Source organism: Deinococcus sp. Leaf326 (assembly GCF_001424185.1).
GTDB lineage: Bacteria > Deinococcota > Deinococci > Deinococcales > Deinococcaceae > Deinococcus.
This window is the reverse complement of record NZ_LMOM01000048.1, coordinates 1-14,578: the sequence shown is the minus strand read 5'-3', so window position 1 is coordinate 14,578 and position 14,578 is coordinate 1. Positions and strand designations below refer to the sequence as shown.

The following is a 14,578-nucleotide window of genomic DNA, read 5'->3' as shown; positions in this document are numbered from 1 at the left end:
GTATCTCAACCGCTTGCTGCACTTCTTCACGAAAAACGCAGAATTTCTCGGCCAGCACGGCTATTCATTGTCCTACGCGAGGTGCAACTTCTGAGTCAGACGCTCAAGTGGACTGCCATCGTTCACTTTGCTTTTGCGTACCCGGGCGATCGACAGACCAGCGAGATAGAACAGCAAGTCGGAGAGGATTTCCACGCCTGTGCCTGGCAGGACTTCACCTGCCGCTTTGCGTGCAGGAAGCGCGAGTGAGATGGTACGTTCCCCGCGAAGCCATTCCGCGACGACCTGATCACTGCCGACGTCACGCCGCACCTGTAGCCGAGTTTCTCCGACGACGAGGTCAAGCGTCGCAGAGACGAACTCGGCCTGCAGGGCAGGTGTAGGGTCAAAGCGACCGCCCAAGCAGTAGTCGACCAGCCGAGCGATACTCGTCTTCCCAGCTCCAATCTGTCCATGAAAATACGTGAAGCGTCGGAAAGGAACCCGTTCCACATCCTGCTTGAAATCGAGGACAAGTTGCTCAAGTCGGAAGTTCACAGGTCGATTTCCTCTCCCCACTTCATCTGTACGAGTTCGGGGAACGTCTCGTACACGAAATTTTTGATCTTGGTGGCGTTCATGTTACCGAACTGCTTCTGGACTATCAGGCTGCGCGCCACCGTATCAGTGAATTCCTCCATAGCGGCGAGCCGTTCGGCGGCGGCATGCCCGGCGGCTGTGAGTTCTACCATGACGGTGCGGCCTTCAAGGTGGGTGGACGCGAGCCCCTTGGCCATGAGAAGTCCAATCCACTGACGGTATCGTCCGTCCCAGGGTCCGTACTTGAAGCGGATCATCTTGCTCTCGACTGACGACCGTTCAAAGTCCTTGATATCGAGTTCTATGGGTTTTTTCTGCACTCGCTTCAAGGCACGTTCGAGACCAACCGGGTAGCGTAGCAGGAAGTCCAGCTTGGCAAGCTTCATAATGCCCTCCACCGGCTTGTGCTGGGGGCGAGCGTTTAGCAGCAGCAGTAGTCGGGCCATGTGCAGCTCTGGATCCTGCTCTACCTGAGCCGCTTTATTGAGCAGGCGGAGGCTCACAAAACCGCCTTTACGTCGAATCGAGGACTCCACCAGATGCGGCAGTCCTCGGTCAGCAAACCTGCAATACCAAATAGTCGGTCGGCGTCCTGGTTACAGACCTTGGTCTGCTCGTTGGTAGCGAGGCGGCGGAACTCCTGAAGCATTCCCCTATACAGCTGTTTCCCCCAGGGTGAGGGGAGCAGGCTCGCTATGACCTGCTCGTCGGCATAAACCCCTTCCACCACACTTTCGAGCTGCCGCAAGTCCGCTGTGGCGAGCGTCACGTCAATCAGCTGCTGCTCCCGGACCCACTCGAAGGCGGATAGCAGTCGACGTTTCATACTAGTGACCTGCTCTTCCAAGCCGCCAGCCTCCAGCTTCCTGACGAGTACCTGGTGATCTTTCCGGAGAGGAGATGAAGCAAGGTCGCCCTCAAGCGCAGTGCCGCTCCTTCGCTCACCAGAACGGGCACGACTCAGTATCGCAGCAATGTCAGCGACGGCGACCCTCTTGGTACGTGTGGTGGTCACGCCACGCTTCACGTCGTCGCCTGGCAGGATCCGCGCGTCGGCGTCAACGGGCAGGCCCGAAGCATAGGTGAACTGCTCGACAAGCTCCCGCACAAGGCGGCGCAGTTGCCTCGCCGTCAGGTGCGTGCACTCTGCATGGTAGGGGAGCACGTCGGCGATCAGTTCCGCCTCGAAACCGAAAAGGTCCGGGCCGAGGGCGAATTCGGTTCTTTTGAGAACAGCCAAGAGAGTAACCGCGTCGCATTCACAGGCGGCGCGGAGGGTCTCGAAACCCGCTGCTGCACCCGCTGATAGATCCGCCGGATCGTTGCAAGAGCGGCAAGCGTCGAGGAGGAATTTTGGACTGGTGGCCTTGGTCTGGTCCTTGGCATCGGCTTCGACCTCACGCAGCTCAGTATTCGAGACGAACACAAACCGCTCGACCTCAGCACCGTGCGCTTGGTGAAGGGCCACGAAGCGCTGAATTGACTTTACGAGCGCCTTCTCGGTGAGCGTCCAGTATCCGAGTTCTTTTTTGCGGGTCTTGACCTGAAATGCGTGTGTCCGTCCGGAAGAAAGCTCACCGAGTAGATCCTCGTGGTGCTCACAGTAGATCCCCGTGAATCTGATCCCACCTGTCCCACGTAGGGCTCCCAACGCCAACATAACTCCGTAGGCATGTTGATACCGGTAGCGATGGAGGGTTTCGTCGCCTGGATCGGTATGGTCAATGGTCTTAATCATGGTTTCAGTAAGGAAAACTCATTTCCGTATATGGCGAGTTCGGGCGAGCCTACCATTATGTTGAGAGGGATCGTGACCAACTTCTTCAATACAGTCTACTTGTATGGATTGCGGCATTTGCGGATTTTGCGGTAATATTGATCTGGAGGTGGAGGATGACAACACAGCATGAACCGCGTGGCCTGCTGACCGTGCCCCAAGTGGCCCGTCTCCTGCACGTGAGTGACGATACTGTCCGCCGGCAGATCCGTGAAGGTGACTTGGGAGCCGTGCAGATCGGCACGACGCCGACTGGACGGCCGCGCTACCGTATTCCCGCAGCGATGGTGGAAGCACGGCTGCGCCGCAGTACGCTTCAGGCACCCTCTACGGGGGAGCAGCTACAAGCCGCGTTCGCCACGCTAACGGAAGACCAGCAAGAGGCGTTGTTGACTCAAGCGATCGCCTGGGCTAGGGCGCAGACACCCGCCGTGGTTGTGGGTGAGCGGAAGCCTGAGCCTACAGCCGGGGACATCGCCAAGCGTTTTCCAGGACTGACCCTGCGACAGACGCGAACCGATTGAGTGCTGCCAGCTCTACGCCTCATCCCCGACATCAATGTGCTGCTCAGTGGACTGACCGGCACGGTGGGTCCTGCACGCGAACTGTTCCTCGCCGCCCAGAGATTCGACGTTCTCTTCGTCCTAGCCGACGAGCATTTCGTGGAGTTACAACGGGTACTCACTTACCCTCAGGTGCTTGCGCTCGGTGGCGGCATCTCTGCTGCGGAGGCATTCGGTTTGGCTACGGGCCTATACCGCGTCGCGCAGGTGGTCAGTCCACTGCAACGCTATGACTGGCCTTCGTGCCCGGACCCTAAAGACTGGTATCTGCTGGATCTGCTCATCACTTCGGGAGCGGACGCTATCGTGTCAAAGGACGCCCATCTGCTACGAGTGAAAAATAAGCTGGGTGTACCGGTCTATGAACCGAAGGAATTAGTCCGGTTGGGGATCATCTGAACGGCTGTGTCGCCTTAACCGGCTTAGGGTAGCCTGACCCGCCGTCACCGATGACATCCTCTACCGCCCCGCGTTGAGGCTGACCTAGGGCGTAACGCACTCGGTGTACGTACCTTGGATGTTGAAGTCGCGTTCCCAAACGTGGTGGTGGGCCATGTACGACCCTGTTGATTATGAAAGGCCCCTCAGCACCTGACACTTCGGGAAATTGACGTGCTGGTAGCTGAGAAGGGCCTGGCGAGCAGCTCCAGGCAGTCCCAGAAGATCTCACCGCCCCATCGCGCAGCTTGACCCAGGACCTGCCACCCGAGCCGTACCTGACTGACCGTGGCTCGCCCGCGGTTGTCTTGCCTTGGAGGATGGTCTTGAATCCGCTGCGCCCCTACCCGAGTCATCCACGCCAGCGCGATACACAGCAATCCGAACAGCCGCGAGATCCGGTCGGGAGCGGTCATATGCGTTGCTTCCAGATTCAGTCCACGGGACTTCAACGAGGAAAACGCCGACTCGATACCCCACCTGAGACGGTAGGTCCTCAGCACATCCAAGACTGGCAAATCCGAAGCGACAATCACCCTGTCCCCCGCAGGGGACAGGGTGATCACGACGTGCATTCATCCCCCATACACCCAGGTACGCTCAAAGAGCGTTCGTACCTGTCCCGGTTGCAGGGTTGTGAACAGTTCCCGGGCCAACTCGTCCTCAATGCGGGTGTTCTCCCGGATGCGGACACACTGCCGGATACGTTTCCAACGCAGAAATGAGCACCACTCGCGCAGGGTAAACTCCCGATCGGCAATCACGACGGCCCAGCGACGGGCAGGCAGCACCTTCAGCAGACGGGTCACCAACAGGATCCGGGCCGCAGTGCAGCTGTTGCCCTGATGGGGCAGGATCGACCACACGAGCGGAATGACTGCGCCTCCGAGAAGCGCGCCCAGCACGAGAATGTTCAGAGGTGTCTGGCCGTAATGCCAGGTCGTGCGGTCCATGATCAAGGTGAGTTTGCCGTCAGGCAGGAGGGGGAGCAGGACGTCTGTGACGTCCTGCGGCGTGAGATGAGCGTCATGGAAGACCCTGGCAACGGTGCGGGTTTTGGCGTCGAGCGTGGCGTCCCGGGGTAGATGGAGCGCAATCTTGCGGTGCAGTGTGGATTCGGCCTGGATTAGTGCCAGGAGCACTTCCGCGAGCCGCTTCAAGGCGTCCAGGCGGCGATGAGGGAGACGACTTTTCAAGTAGGTCGCGAGCGTGTCAGCATGGACGCGGGCAGTATCGGGGATCGTCACAGACCCAGATACCGCCCTTTGTTATGCCGCACTCCGTTCAGGACACCANCGACTTTTCAAGTAGGTCGCGAGCGTGTCAGCATGGACGCGGGCAGTATCGGGGATCGTCACAGACCCAGATACCGCCCTTTGTTATGCCGCACTCCGTTCAGGACACCATTTCTCGCGAAGTGTCAGGTGCTGAGGAAAGGCCCACATGTCACGCCTGCTTTTGTCTGGGTTGGGGGCGTGGACAGTGGCCTGGGGTGGAGCGGGGATGATCAGGAGCGGAGTGAGATGCGGATAAACGGGCGCCCCCTGGACGCTGTTCTATTGAGCGGCGGTCATGGGTGCTCCAAGGGGTGTGCGCGGCAATTGACATGGCCGTGATCGAGGGCAAGGAGGGCCGCCTGGGCGGGCACGAGGAAGCCGTGTTGAGGCCGGGCGCCGTCCTGATGGCAGCGCCCGGTGGCGTACATGGGCACGCCGGGGTAGTACCAGCGAGTCGCGGCGGCGTGCGGGGAACGTGGGGCGTCATTCCAGATCTGGGCGCTCGCGTCCGCACCCCGCTCGTCGAGGACGCCCTGAAAGAAGGCGCGGTACTGCGCGGCGTCCCCACCGATCCACCGGGCGGGGCGGGACTTGTGCCCGCGGGGGACGGGCCAGCTCTGGACCACTTCGGGCAGGGCGGGCGGCCAGGTCTCCTCTACTCCCATGCGTCAACGACCTCATGGTGGATGTGCAACTGGGGCTGATAGCCGGGTGGATTGAGGAGGAAGGCCGCCTGCACGGGCCACCAGCGACCATCCGGCCCTGCGCTCAGGGCTTGGTGCGCGCAGGGCCGCAACAGGCTCAGCTCGGCGCGGGGAGAAGTGAGGGGGAGCCGGGCTTCGTAGACGACGCGGGCGCAGTGCTGCCCCGTATCAGCGTGTTCGTCGAGGACCAGGACGCGGTGCGTGATGTCCGGACGCTGGTCGAGCAACTCGCGGGTCAGGGCGAGGAAGGACGGGACCAGGGTGACAGCCGTGGTGTTGCGGCCATTGCCCTGCGTCACGGTAAGGACCTGCCCGTCCAGGAAGACCGTTACCTGATTGTCCCAGGCGTCGATGCCGGGGCGTGGTGGGGCCGTGAGGGTGACGTGCCAGGCCAGGGTGGCCAAGGGCGTGACGGGGTGGGTCATCGGGCACTTTCCAGGGGCAGGAGTGCGAACTGCTGGAGAAAATCATGGACCTGCCGGGTGTACGTCTCATGCTGCAGGAGATCGGTCTCGGAGGCGCCCACGCTGTGCATCAGGTCGCGCACGATCTGAGACCACTCGTGCCCGGGGCGCTTGACGTTGCGTACGGTGTGGCGGCCCCGGTAGGTCAATCGGACCTGCTCGGCGGAGATGCGGGTGCAGTACAGGTGAGGATGATCCGGCATGATGCCGGCGCGCCGGAAGAGCCGGTTGACGCCTGCGGGCGTGGTCCAGAGGGTGCGGCCGTGCTGGTGCAGTTCAGGGAGGCGGTGCTCGAGATCGGTGAGCAGGAGGTCGCCCAGGCGCACGACTTCGGAGGTGAGGGCCGGACCGTACAGGCGCAGGAGATGCTGGTGCAGAAGGGGTTTGAGGAGGACGGGATTGAGGAGCAGATGCCCATGAGCCGTGAGGCGCCCGAGCTGGAGGGTGTCTTGAAGGCCGTGCGCGCATAGGTCGAGGAAGAGGGTCTGGCGCTCACAGCGGAAGCGGCAGGTGAGGAGGGCCCCCTGGGTGGGCGTCTCCCGGAGCGCACGCTGATGCCGGCCCTGGGTGTGGAGTTCAGTGAAGGGCTGGCAGAGGCGGTAGGTTTCCCGCTGGGCGACGCGTTGCCGGAGGTGATTGCGCGGGGACAGGGCGAGGCTCAGGCCCTGAGGCAGGCTGGCGGTGCGGCGGGGGATGAGGGTGGGACTCTCGGTGTAGAGGTGGGCGTGGTGGATGTCGAGGAGGTGCAGGAGGCGGAGCACTTCGTTGAGGGCGCCGTCCTCGGAGGTGGTCTGTGGGGAGAGGAAGCCGCTGAAGACGTGGGCGTCCTCGTCATCGTGGTGTGGGAGGAAGAAAGCGGCGGCCCAGGTGCCGGCCTGATTGGGGAGATGACTGCTGTAGGCGAAATAGACGGTGATCTGGGGTGGCGTGGGGGGGGCTGCTGGGGTCATGGAGGCATGGTGCGTGTCGTTGGGGTGGCGTCCGGCGTTTGGCGTGCTCATGTGGGTCTCACGGCGTGTTTGCACCGTGAGGGGATGAACGACTTACGGAGTCAGGAACAACTTGAATTCGACGATGCGGTGGGCGCCCCGGTGGGCCTGCCGTTGCCAAAGGCGTTCGAGTCGCAGGAGGCGTATGAGCGGGCGTATCACGCGTTCAGGTCGGCGGAGGCGCAGGCGTGGGAGCGGCGGATGGAGACGGCGGAGTATGTGGAGGACGCCGAGGACGACGAGCTGACCCCGGAGGAACGGGAGGATGCGGAAGCGGACGCCATACTGTTGAAGAGCTGCGCGGAAGAGATGGTCAAGTCTGGCCAGGCGCGGGACCTGGGGGCGGCATACCAGCTGATGGAGAACGACCGTACCCGGATGCAGCTGGGTGAGGACACGCCCATCTACATGCACCGGTATGGCGTGACCATCTGAGAGGTGCAGCGGTTGGGGTGGCGCTTGTCCGTGTTCGTGTTGGGTGCACTTGGGGTGCCTGCTTGACCGGCACGGAGCCACGGGCAGGCCGGACTTACGGCTTGGGATCCGGCGCGAGGCCCTCGGCTAAGGCACGGACCAGTTCTAAGGTCTGCTCTCCGAGAGACCCCGCTTGGTCCGGCGTGAATACGAAGTCGCGCAGGGCCGCCTTGCGCAGCTGCGCCGGATTGAAGAAGGGGACGCCCGCCGCGCGCGACACCTGAAAAATGCGGGCGCGCAGGTCGTCGTTGTGGGTGTAGGGAAAGATGCGGCCCTGCGGGTCCGAGAGCGGTCCACCGGCGCTCGTCAGGAGACGGTCCAGGGCGCGGGAACTGGCCTCGTCGAGCCGGGTGACGGTGCGGCGGCGCAGCAGGGTGCCGTCCTCGTGGAGGAAGGCGGGCCAGCGCAGGGCGAGTAATTCGGGGACCTGCACGGCGTGGTGGTAGATCAGGGTCAGCGCGGCGTGCAGGGCGGGGTCGTCCTCGGCATGCCTGAGCAGGCGCACGACGTCTTCCTGTGTCGGTAGGGGGTCGGGGGTGAGGAGTGGAGGGGGACGCTCCAATCCACGGAGGGGGTGGCGCAGGATGAGCCCTTCATCCATCAGGGTGTTGTAGAGCCGCGACAGGGTGGAGAGCCGGGCGGCGATGGTATTGCTCTTGGCCGTGCCGGGGCCGCGCACGGTCTGACGGAGTGGGACCTGGAGCCAGGCCTGGAAGTCGTCAGGGGGCCGCAGGAGATTGACGCCGTCCTGTTGCGCTGCGGCGAAGATCGGGCGCAGGTTGCTGTAGAGCTGCTTGCGCGGCCAGCGCAGGACGTCTTCGAGCAAGGGCAGCAGCGTGTCGAGGTCGTGGTCCTGGAGGGCACGGGTGAGCTTGAGCGCACGCTCGTCGGGGTGCATCGGGTTGGGTGGATTCATGCGGCGTCTCCCCTGTCGGTTCCGGGCGTTGTGCCCTTGCTTGAGCTGGGGCAAGCCGGTCGTGGCGGCCACCTTATCAGCAGGCCGCCGCGGTCAAGATGCAGGCTCACCTCCTGGTCATCACCCGGATGGAAAGCGGGATCGGGCGACGGTGGACGTTCAGAAGGCGTAGCGGATGGTGCAGTACGGCAGACGTTCGCGCAACAGGGTGGTGAAGCGCTCGACGGCCTTGCCCTTGAGGCCCCGCCGGTACCGCAGGTTGACGCCCCCATACTCGGACTGTTTCGTCTCCTGCCACTGTGGTGTCCACAGCAGGGCCTCCCCCTTCGGATGCCAGCCGAGGTTGACCTCGTGCAGTCCCGCGTTGTGGGTCAGGAAGATGACCTCTGCCGCCAACTGCGCTTTGGCCTTCGAGGAGAGTACAGCGTCCACTTGGTCGAACAGCTCGCGGTAGGCGGTGGTCCAGCCTTCGAAGATGATGACGGGCGAGAAGTTCAGGTGCACCTCGTAGCCGGCCTCGACGAAGTCGTTGATCGCGGCGAGGCGCTCGGGCATGGGAGAGGTGCCGATGTCCACCACGCGGGCCGTCTGCGCGGGCATCAATGAAAAGCGGATGCGGGTCCGGCCCTGCGGATCGTAGGTCAGCAACTCCCGGTTGACGTACTTCGTGGCGAAGGAGGCTCTGGCGTTCGGTAGCCTCCGGAACAGCGTGACGAGGTCGCGCACGTTATCCGAGATCAGGGCATCGACGCTCAGGTCGCTGTTCTCCCCGAGGTCGTAGACCCAGGCGTGCGGGTCGACCGAGTTGGGCTCCGGCTTGGGACCCTGTTTTTGGGCGTGGCGCTCCAGGGCCCGGGAGACGTCTTCGATATTGGCGAAGGTGGTGATGGGGTTGGCATAGCCTTTGTGGCGAGGGACGTAACAGTAAGCGCAGGACAACGCGCAGCCGTTGGCCATGCCCGGGGCAATGAAGTCTGCCGAGCGGCCATTGGGCCTCAGCGTGAGGGTCTTGCGGGTGCCCAGCACCAGGACCTGGCGCTTGATGCGCAGCCAGTCCCCCACGAGCCCGGCGTTGCCATGGAGGCCGGGGATATTCCAGTGGGAGGCGACCTCGATCCGCTCGGCCTGTGGGAAGCGGGTCAGGATCTCCTGTCCTCGGGGCAGCTCGGCTGCGCGTGGCTCGACATAGATCTGCCGGATGTCGAGGGGAGAGCGAGGAGGCATCCTGCCAGTAAAGCGTGTTCGGCGTGTTGGGAAGGCAAGCGGGCTGACGAAGGACGCCCCCTCGGATGGGGTCAGCTTTCTTCAGGAAGGAGGGTTCTTGGCCGGTGGGCACTGATGGTCGTGGTGGGGGTGCCGAAGACCTGGTGCCAGAGATCGACAGGGACATCGAGTGCGAGCCGGAGGCCTTCTTGTTGCCTGGGCGTGAGCTCGGAGAAGAAGCGTCGGCCGGATTCCACTCGGGAGTCATGCGAAAGGGGAAGGGTGCAGGGCGGGTCTTGAGCCTGTAACTGGTCGAGCAGGGTTTGTTGGGTCAGGTGACGGTGCTCGCGGACTTGTCTCAGCCAATGGCGGGGCAAGGTCATGTTCTTCCGATCCATCGTCGGCAACCGATAGGGTGGTAGCGGGAGACTGTCCCGCACGGAAGGATCGCTCTTCCGTGCAGTCTCCACGCCCTGTGGAGAGGGGGGGCAATCAGCAGCCGGCACAGGGATCGCCTTCCCAGGAGGGTCGGACGCTGCCTGAGCAGAGCGCCTGGCGGTCCAGGGCCTGTCCGATCAACAGCCGAAGCACGGATCTCGCTGGAGTTCGACGGAAAGTGCGAGATGTGCACCAGGCCAGTAGGGGTGTGGGTCGCGGCAGCCTGGGCAGGGACCGCCTTCCGAATGGGGCGCCGGACTGGGGGTGCTGGGACATAGGCCCTGCTTAGCGGCCGGCACAGGGGCCTCCTTCCTTGGGCAGGGTGGGCGGTTGCTGAATGCAGTCGCCGCAGGGGTCACGTTGGATGGAGGGGATGGGCTTGAGCGTTTGAGGCATAGGTTCACCTATGGTGTTGGCGGGAGTGGCGTGGGGGATGTCCTCCTGAGCGGTTCAGGCTCGGGGCATGAGTTCAGACCTGATGTGGCGGAGGCTCGTGTTCAGCAGCAGGGCCTTTGGCGGTCCGCTTTTTCCAGTGGGCGAGGAGGGCGCCTCGTTCCTCATCGGTGAACTGGGCGAACCAGTCTAGGGCCTCCAGGTCGCCGACAGCACGAAAGTTGCGTGCAGGGAGCACCGGGGGGCAGTACGGGCAGCGGCGGGCATGGGGGCGGCTCACGCTGTTGGCAGTGAGGAGGTGCTGGCAGGCGAGCAGGTCCATGTCTGCCAGTCGCCGGGTCACGGCTTGGAGGGGCCAGTACCGCCGGTCGCTGTGACGGCGTACGAGAGCGTCGCGGATGTGGCGGAGGTCCTGCGCGAGGACCTGGCGGGTCGTGTCGTCGAAGTCTTCGAGCACGCCGTACGGTTCGGAGGGATAGGCCTGCATCCAGGGGGGGACGGTTGCTTCCAGGTAGAGGGGGTGGGCCGGGTTGAATTGTCCGGCGGTGAGGTCGAGGTGGGTGGGCCCGAGCTGGAGCCAGGCATGGTTGAGGGGCGCTTGATGGAGGTGGACGGAGACGAAGCGGGGGTGGGTGACGAGGCCCAAGCTGCGGAAGTGCTGCTCGAGGAGGAGGGTGACGGCGGTGCCTGTGCCGTTAGGAAAGGGCTGGAGGCGGGAACTGAGGTGGGGGCGGGCGTTGAGGAGGGCTTCGCGGAAGCGGCGTGCTTCGCCCAGGAGGACCGCCCGGGGTGGGAGGGGCATGGCGCTCAGGATGCACCCTGTGGGATCGTCCTTGGAGGAGATCTGTAGGACAGGCGGGCGCTCAAGGGCCAGAGGTCCTGGAGAGGAAGAACCAGGCGCTGGCACTGTGCATCAGATCCGAAGTCAGGGAGACGGGCCACCAGAGTGGTGCGGCCTGCAGGGTGTCTTCGCGCAGTGCTTCCAAGAGGTGCTGGTTGACGAAGTGATCGCCCTGGAGGGCATCACAGTGGGGGCAGCCCTGGCTGAGATACGCGTCTTGAAGGGTGCGACTGGACCGGATCTTGAGTGTGCCGAGGCCGAGGGTCGCGCGGTGCTGGTCATCGAGGCGGTCTACGAGCAGGGCCTGGAAGGCTGCGCTGCCCTCGTCACTGTCGCCGACGGAGCTCTGGGTGGCCCAGGGGACCCAGAAGGTGACGTGCGGGTAGCGGGGATGTTGGAGATGGATCTGGCCGATCAGGGAGATCGTGCGGTGACAGCGCCAGCAGGGCATGGTGAACGTAGAGAGGCCCAGTCGCGCTGGCCCGGGCTGTCGGGGCCAATACAGGAGTTGGCCGCCGAGGGCGCCCTGGATGAAGGTGGAGAGGGGCGCCTCCATGGGCTGCACCAAGAAGTCTGGCCCCGTGCCATCCAGGAGGAAGAGGGGCAACTGGGAGTCGGAGGGCAGGTCATCGGTGTCGGTCGGCAAGCGCCGCATGAGCCAGAGGGCATGGATGCCACTTCGTGCGTAGCGTTCCTGACGGTGCTGTGTCTCTTGCAGCGACTGTGGGGACCATTGGATCTCAATGGCGATGCGCTGAGTGCCGGTGGGCGTTTGGCGTTCTGCGTAGACGTCGGCCACCCAGGGTTCTCCGGTCGGGGTGTGTCCGGGGTACTCCGTGGTGACGGTCCAGCCGGCGTCGTGTGCGGCCAGGGCGACCTGGGCTTTGAGGAGGAGATGCTCCTGGGTTTCTGGGGCGGTGGTGCAGGGGCCGCGGCGGGCATGGGCGAAGAAGGGGGTGCCCAGCGTGCTGGTCTTGGGAATGGCAGGTTGGTCGCAGCAGCTGGTGCGTAGGGTGTGTTGGCGGTAGGTCTGTTTGAGGTGCGCCCAGGTGGGGGGATCGTACTGCCAGGCCTGAACGGTCTGATCGTCAAGTTGGGCACGCAAAGGCATGGGCTATTCTCGGGGCATGTTCAGGAAGACAGGTGTACGTCTTGAGGGAGAGAGGCCTTATGCTCGGGACTCCGTTTCCAATTCGTCCTCGTTCAAGGCGAAATGCCCTGATGACTGAGCGCCCGACTCTGTTTGCAAGCGTGCCGCGTGCCCGGGCTGTTTTGATCGTGCTCCTGCTCGGAATGACCGGCCCTGTGCAGGATGCTAAGTGTGATCCCTACTGGGTGGGCCGCTGGCAGCCTTGGTGGGGGGCATAGGTAAAAGTGCCCCCGAGGGGGGTCCTGGGTGGAATATCCGAGGTGAGTGCTGTTTTCCCAGTTTCAGGTGGTAAGGATCTGGATGGAAGGCGCTGAGCACGGGGTATGCGGTTGGATGTTCGTGCCGTGTTTTTTGCCTCGATCATGGGGCAAGGGTGATTTTTTAAATCTTATAGTTACTAATCTAGCTGGTAAGCTATATTTTATTCCTCCTGATTAAATCAAGATTCTCTTTCAAGCATTTCTAGGGCGTATCTTTCCTCATCTATTTCATGTAAAATATCTACTGCTGTATTTGAAAGCAGACTTCCTTCTTTATTGCTATCATCAAAAATTCTCGCCGCACGAATTAGGGATTCTCTAGGAAACAAATCTCTGTAATCAAATAGTTTATTTAGGATTCTAGACATTATTCTATTTGCTTCTAAAAATATCCACCATTGCATGTTTATATCAGGTGCACCTGAATTCTGGTAAGATGCCGATAAATAGTAACCAAAGGTTATAAGGGCTTCTGATTCAGAGTAAAGCTTCTCCAAGCCCATTACTGGTAATATATCGCCAACCCATCCAGCAGACATCAATTTTCCTGATCGTTGGTTAAAAGGGTAAGCTGAAGAGTGACTATAGTTGGCTACTGCTATGATTTGGTTTAACTGCTGTCTAGATGATAAAAGACTTGGTAAATAGCCTCGTCTCTGAGAATTTACACTGGGTAATTTTGATGAACTAGTCAGAAGGTTTTTAAAATAAACCCAAGAATCCTTCGATTCAGATGACACAGTCGCAAGAGCGTGGGCTTGCATAAAAATTTGAGCTATATAGTTACGTAGAGCAAAGGTGTAAACTGGAAGAGTTATTGCACTATTGCCAGTAAAAATTATTACATCATAAATTTCCTTCATGATGGAAAGTGTTATGGGGGTTGCTGGGACAGTATATATAATGCTAGATATTAATTCAATGATAGGCCTAATAATCTGATCGCATTTCTCGAGACAATTTTTTATCTCAGTGCGTTTAATGCTGTCAAACTGCACATCTGATATATCATTTCCTAGACCAATTTTATCGATTTTATCATTGAGCACGCGCACTTTTTCTAGAAAAATCTGTATTTCATCACGTGTTAATCGCTGCAATTGCTGTTCTTGACCATGAAAGTGTGCTTTAACAAGTTGGTTTGCGGTTAATGCAGCTGGGGATTGAATAGCAGCTAATCGAGCAATGTCATCTTTAAGACGAATGATTTCTTGCTGTGATTCCTGCTGTGCCTGCTGAAGTGTTTGGGTGGTATTGCTGATGATCCTCTTTAAGTATCGATCATACTGTAGACTTAATGGACGGATAGAAGCGTGATGGTCACGTACCCATGCTCCTGAGCTTTCATCCAAAGTGGAGACATGCCATTGCAAGTAAGATTGGGGAACGGCAATAATATGTAGCTTAATATCTTCGCCTGCTGAATTTTTTATTGTAGCGTACGTCACTTCTACCGCCACAGGAGGGCTGATGTACTTTTGTGCATCCTCGGCTACTGCGCCTCTTAGTTTATCGAGATCAGAATATTGATCGTTTTCTTGTATTCCTATAGGCTGCCAAGTTTTATCCTTCACTCCAATAATAATGTAACCAAATCCTTGATATGGCCCATCAATTGTATTAGCTAAGGCTACTATATCTTTTCTCAAATTTTCTAAGCTAGATGATTGATTGGGCTTATTTTTAAATAGTCCTATCTTAAAATCATGCCAATCAGACTCATCACCAGACGCTAGAGCGTACTCGATATTTTTTTGATGGAACTTTTGCCTTTCTTCTGTTAACATAGATCACCACGTTGGATTACTCGAAATGTGTTCAATCGAGAGCATTAAGTTTAGGCATAGTAAGAGTACAAACAGTCATTTGCCCCTTTACCTTAGTGATTATTACTTTTCCATTATATCTACAGCATGTGCGATTTTCAGCCTAAGTGTGTATAACGATCAGGTGTGACGACTGTTTTGGTTCCTCTGAACGCTCGCGTGCGGTAAGGGGCAGTTGTATCTGATTAGCGACACCGCGAGCCGGACGGCCCCGTCACGTTCGCTAGGATGAGCAGCATGGCCGCCCCACTGACGGAACAGGATCTCTACGAGATCATCCGCAAGC

Annotated in this window: 15 protein-coding genes and 1 pseudogene; 3 read left to right on the top strand and 13 right to left on the bottom strand. The window is 60.2% G+C overall.

Annotation, left to right across the window (positions count from 1 at the left end; translation table 11 throughout):
• Window positions 1–72 precede the first annotated feature (72 nt).
• Genes ASF71_RS23950 through ASF71_RS15155 form a run of 3 tightly spaced genes read right to left on the bottom strand, consistent with a single transcriptional unit; the run spans window position 73 to window position 2,317 of the window.
• Complete coding sequence (locus tag ASF71_RS23950) at window positions 73–537, bottom strand: AAA family ATPase (RefSeq protein WP_056301851.1); 465 nt, start codon at window positions 535–537, stop codon at window positions 73–75.
• Complete coding sequence (locus tag ASF71_RS15160; protein ID WP_056301849.1) at window positions 534–1,082, bottom strand: hypothetical protein; 549 nt, start codon at window positions 1,080–1,082, stop codon at window positions 534–536. Before ASF71_RS15160 ends, ASF71_RS23950 begins: the two co-directional genes overlap by 4 nt.
• Window positions 1,079–2,317 carry a dsDNA nuclease domain-containing protein gene (locus ASF71_RS15155; protein ID WP_056301847.1) on the bottom strand — a complete coding sequence of 413 codons (1,239 nt, stop codon included), beginning with the start codon at window positions 2,315–2,317 and terminating at the stop codon, window positions 1,079–1,081. Before ASF71_RS15155 ends, ASF71_RS15160 begins: the two co-directional genes overlap by 4 nt.
• Before the next feature lie 155 nt (window positions 2,318–2,472).
• Here ASF71_RS15155 and ASF71_RS15150 point away from each other — a divergent pair, with 155 nt between their 5' ends.
• Together ASF71_RS15150 and ASF71_RS15145 are read left to right on the top strand one after the other, a co-directional pair.
• The gene (locus tag ASF71_RS15150) at window positions 2,473–2,880 is read left to right on the top strand and encodes a helix-turn-helix domain-containing protein (RefSeq protein WP_056301845.1); all 408 of its coding nucleotides are present in this window, start codon (window positions 2,473–2,475) and stop codon (window positions 2,878–2,880) included.
• Window positions 2,881–3,318, top strand: coding sequence for a putative toxin-antitoxin system toxin component, PIN family (locus ASF71_RS15145; RefSeq protein ID WP_235514518.1), 438 nt, complete (start codon window positions 2,881–2,883; stop codon window positions 3,316–3,318).
• Between the two features lie 185 nt (window positions 3,319–3,503).
• On the opposite strand, the pseudogene ASF71_RS22960 reads toward ASF71_RS15145, so the two are convergent.
• The 4 genes and pseudogenes from ASF71_RS22960 to ASF71_RS15120 all read right to left on the bottom strand — a co-directional run bounded on the left by ASF71_RS22960 (window position 3,504) and on the right by ASF71_RS15120 (window position 6,803).
• Window positions 3,504–4,499: pseudogene (locus ASF71_RS22960) on the bottom strand (IS4 family transposase).
• A 428-nt stretch (window positions 4,500–4,927) separates the two neighbouring features.
• The gene (locus ASF71_RS15130; RefSeq protein WP_056301838.1) at window positions 4,928–5,299 is read right to left on the bottom strand and encodes a hypothetical protein; all 372 of its coding nucleotides are present in this window, start codon (window positions 5,297–5,299) and stop codon (window positions 4,928–4,930) included.
• Window positions 5,290–5,763, bottom strand: coding sequence for a hypothetical protein (locus tag ASF71_RS15125; RefSeq protein WP_056301836.1), 474 nt, complete (start codon window positions 5,761–5,763; stop codon window positions 5,290–5,292). Before ASF71_RS15125 ends, ASF71_RS15130 begins: the two co-directional genes overlap by 10 nt.
• The gene (locus tag ASF71_RS15120; RefSeq protein WP_156372863.1) at window positions 5,760–6,803 is read right to left on the bottom strand and encodes a hypothetical protein; all 1,044 of its coding nucleotides are present in this window, start codon (window positions 6,801–6,803) and stop codon (window positions 5,760–5,762) included. Before ASF71_RS15120 ends, ASF71_RS15125 begins: the two co-directional genes overlap by 4 nt.
• A gap of 33 nt (window positions 6,804–6,836) precedes the next feature.
• Here ASF71_RS15120 and ASF71_RS15115 point away from each other — a divergent pair, with 33 nt between their 5' ends.
• Window positions 6,837–7,226: a hypothetical protein gene (locus ASF71_RS15115; protein ID WP_156372862.1), complete on the top strand. Its 390-nt coding sequence runs from the start codon at window positions 6,837–6,839 to the stop codon at window positions 7,224–7,226.
• A 94-nt stretch (window positions 7,227–7,320) separates the two neighbouring features.
• On the opposite strand, the gene ASF71_RS15110 is transcribed toward ASF71_RS15115, so the two are convergent.
• The 6 genes from ASF71_RS15110 to ASF71_RS22955 all read right to left on the bottom strand — a co-directional run bounded on the left by ASF71_RS15110 (window position 7,321) and on the right by ASF71_RS22955 (window position 14,253).
• Window positions 7,321–8,181, bottom strand: coding sequence for a hypothetical protein (locus ASF71_RS15110; RefSeq protein WP_056301831.1), 861 nt, complete (start codon window positions 8,179–8,181; stop codon window positions 7,321–7,323).
• Between the two features lie 159 nt (window positions 8,182–8,340).
• Window positions 8,341–9,405, bottom strand: coding sequence for a spore photoproduct lyase family protein (locus ASF71_RS15105; protein WP_056301829.1), 1,065 nt, complete (start codon window positions 9,403–9,405; stop codon window positions 8,341–8,343).
• A gap of 71 nt (window positions 9,406–9,476) precedes the next feature.
• Complete coding sequence (locus ASF71_RS25280; protein WP_235514516.1) at window positions 9,477–9,767, bottom strand: hypothetical protein; 291 nt, start codon at window positions 9,765–9,767, stop codon at window positions 9,477–9,479.
• A gap of 524 nt (window positions 9,768–10,291) precedes the next feature.
• Entirely contained in the window at window positions 10,292–11,017 is a 726-nt protein-coding gene (locus ASF71_RS15095) for a hypothetical protein (RefSeq protein WP_056301824.1), read from the bottom strand.
• Between the two features lie 61 nt (window positions 11,018–11,078).
• Window positions 11,079–12,167 carry a competence protein CoiA gene (locus ASF71_RS15090; RefSeq protein ID WP_056301822.1) on the bottom strand — a complete coding sequence of 363 codons (1,089 nt, stop codon included), beginning with the start codon at window positions 12,165–12,167 and terminating at the stop codon, window positions 11,079–11,081.
• A 478-nt stretch (window positions 12,168–12,645) separates the two neighbouring features.
• The gene (locus tag ASF71_RS22955; protein WP_082506077.1) at window positions 12,646–14,253 is read right to left on the bottom strand and encodes a helix-turn-helix domain-containing protein; all 1,608 of its coding nucleotides are present in this window, start codon (window positions 14,251–14,253) and stop codon (window positions 12,646–12,648) included.
• Between the last annotated feature and the right edge of the window lie 325 nt (window positions 14,254–14,578).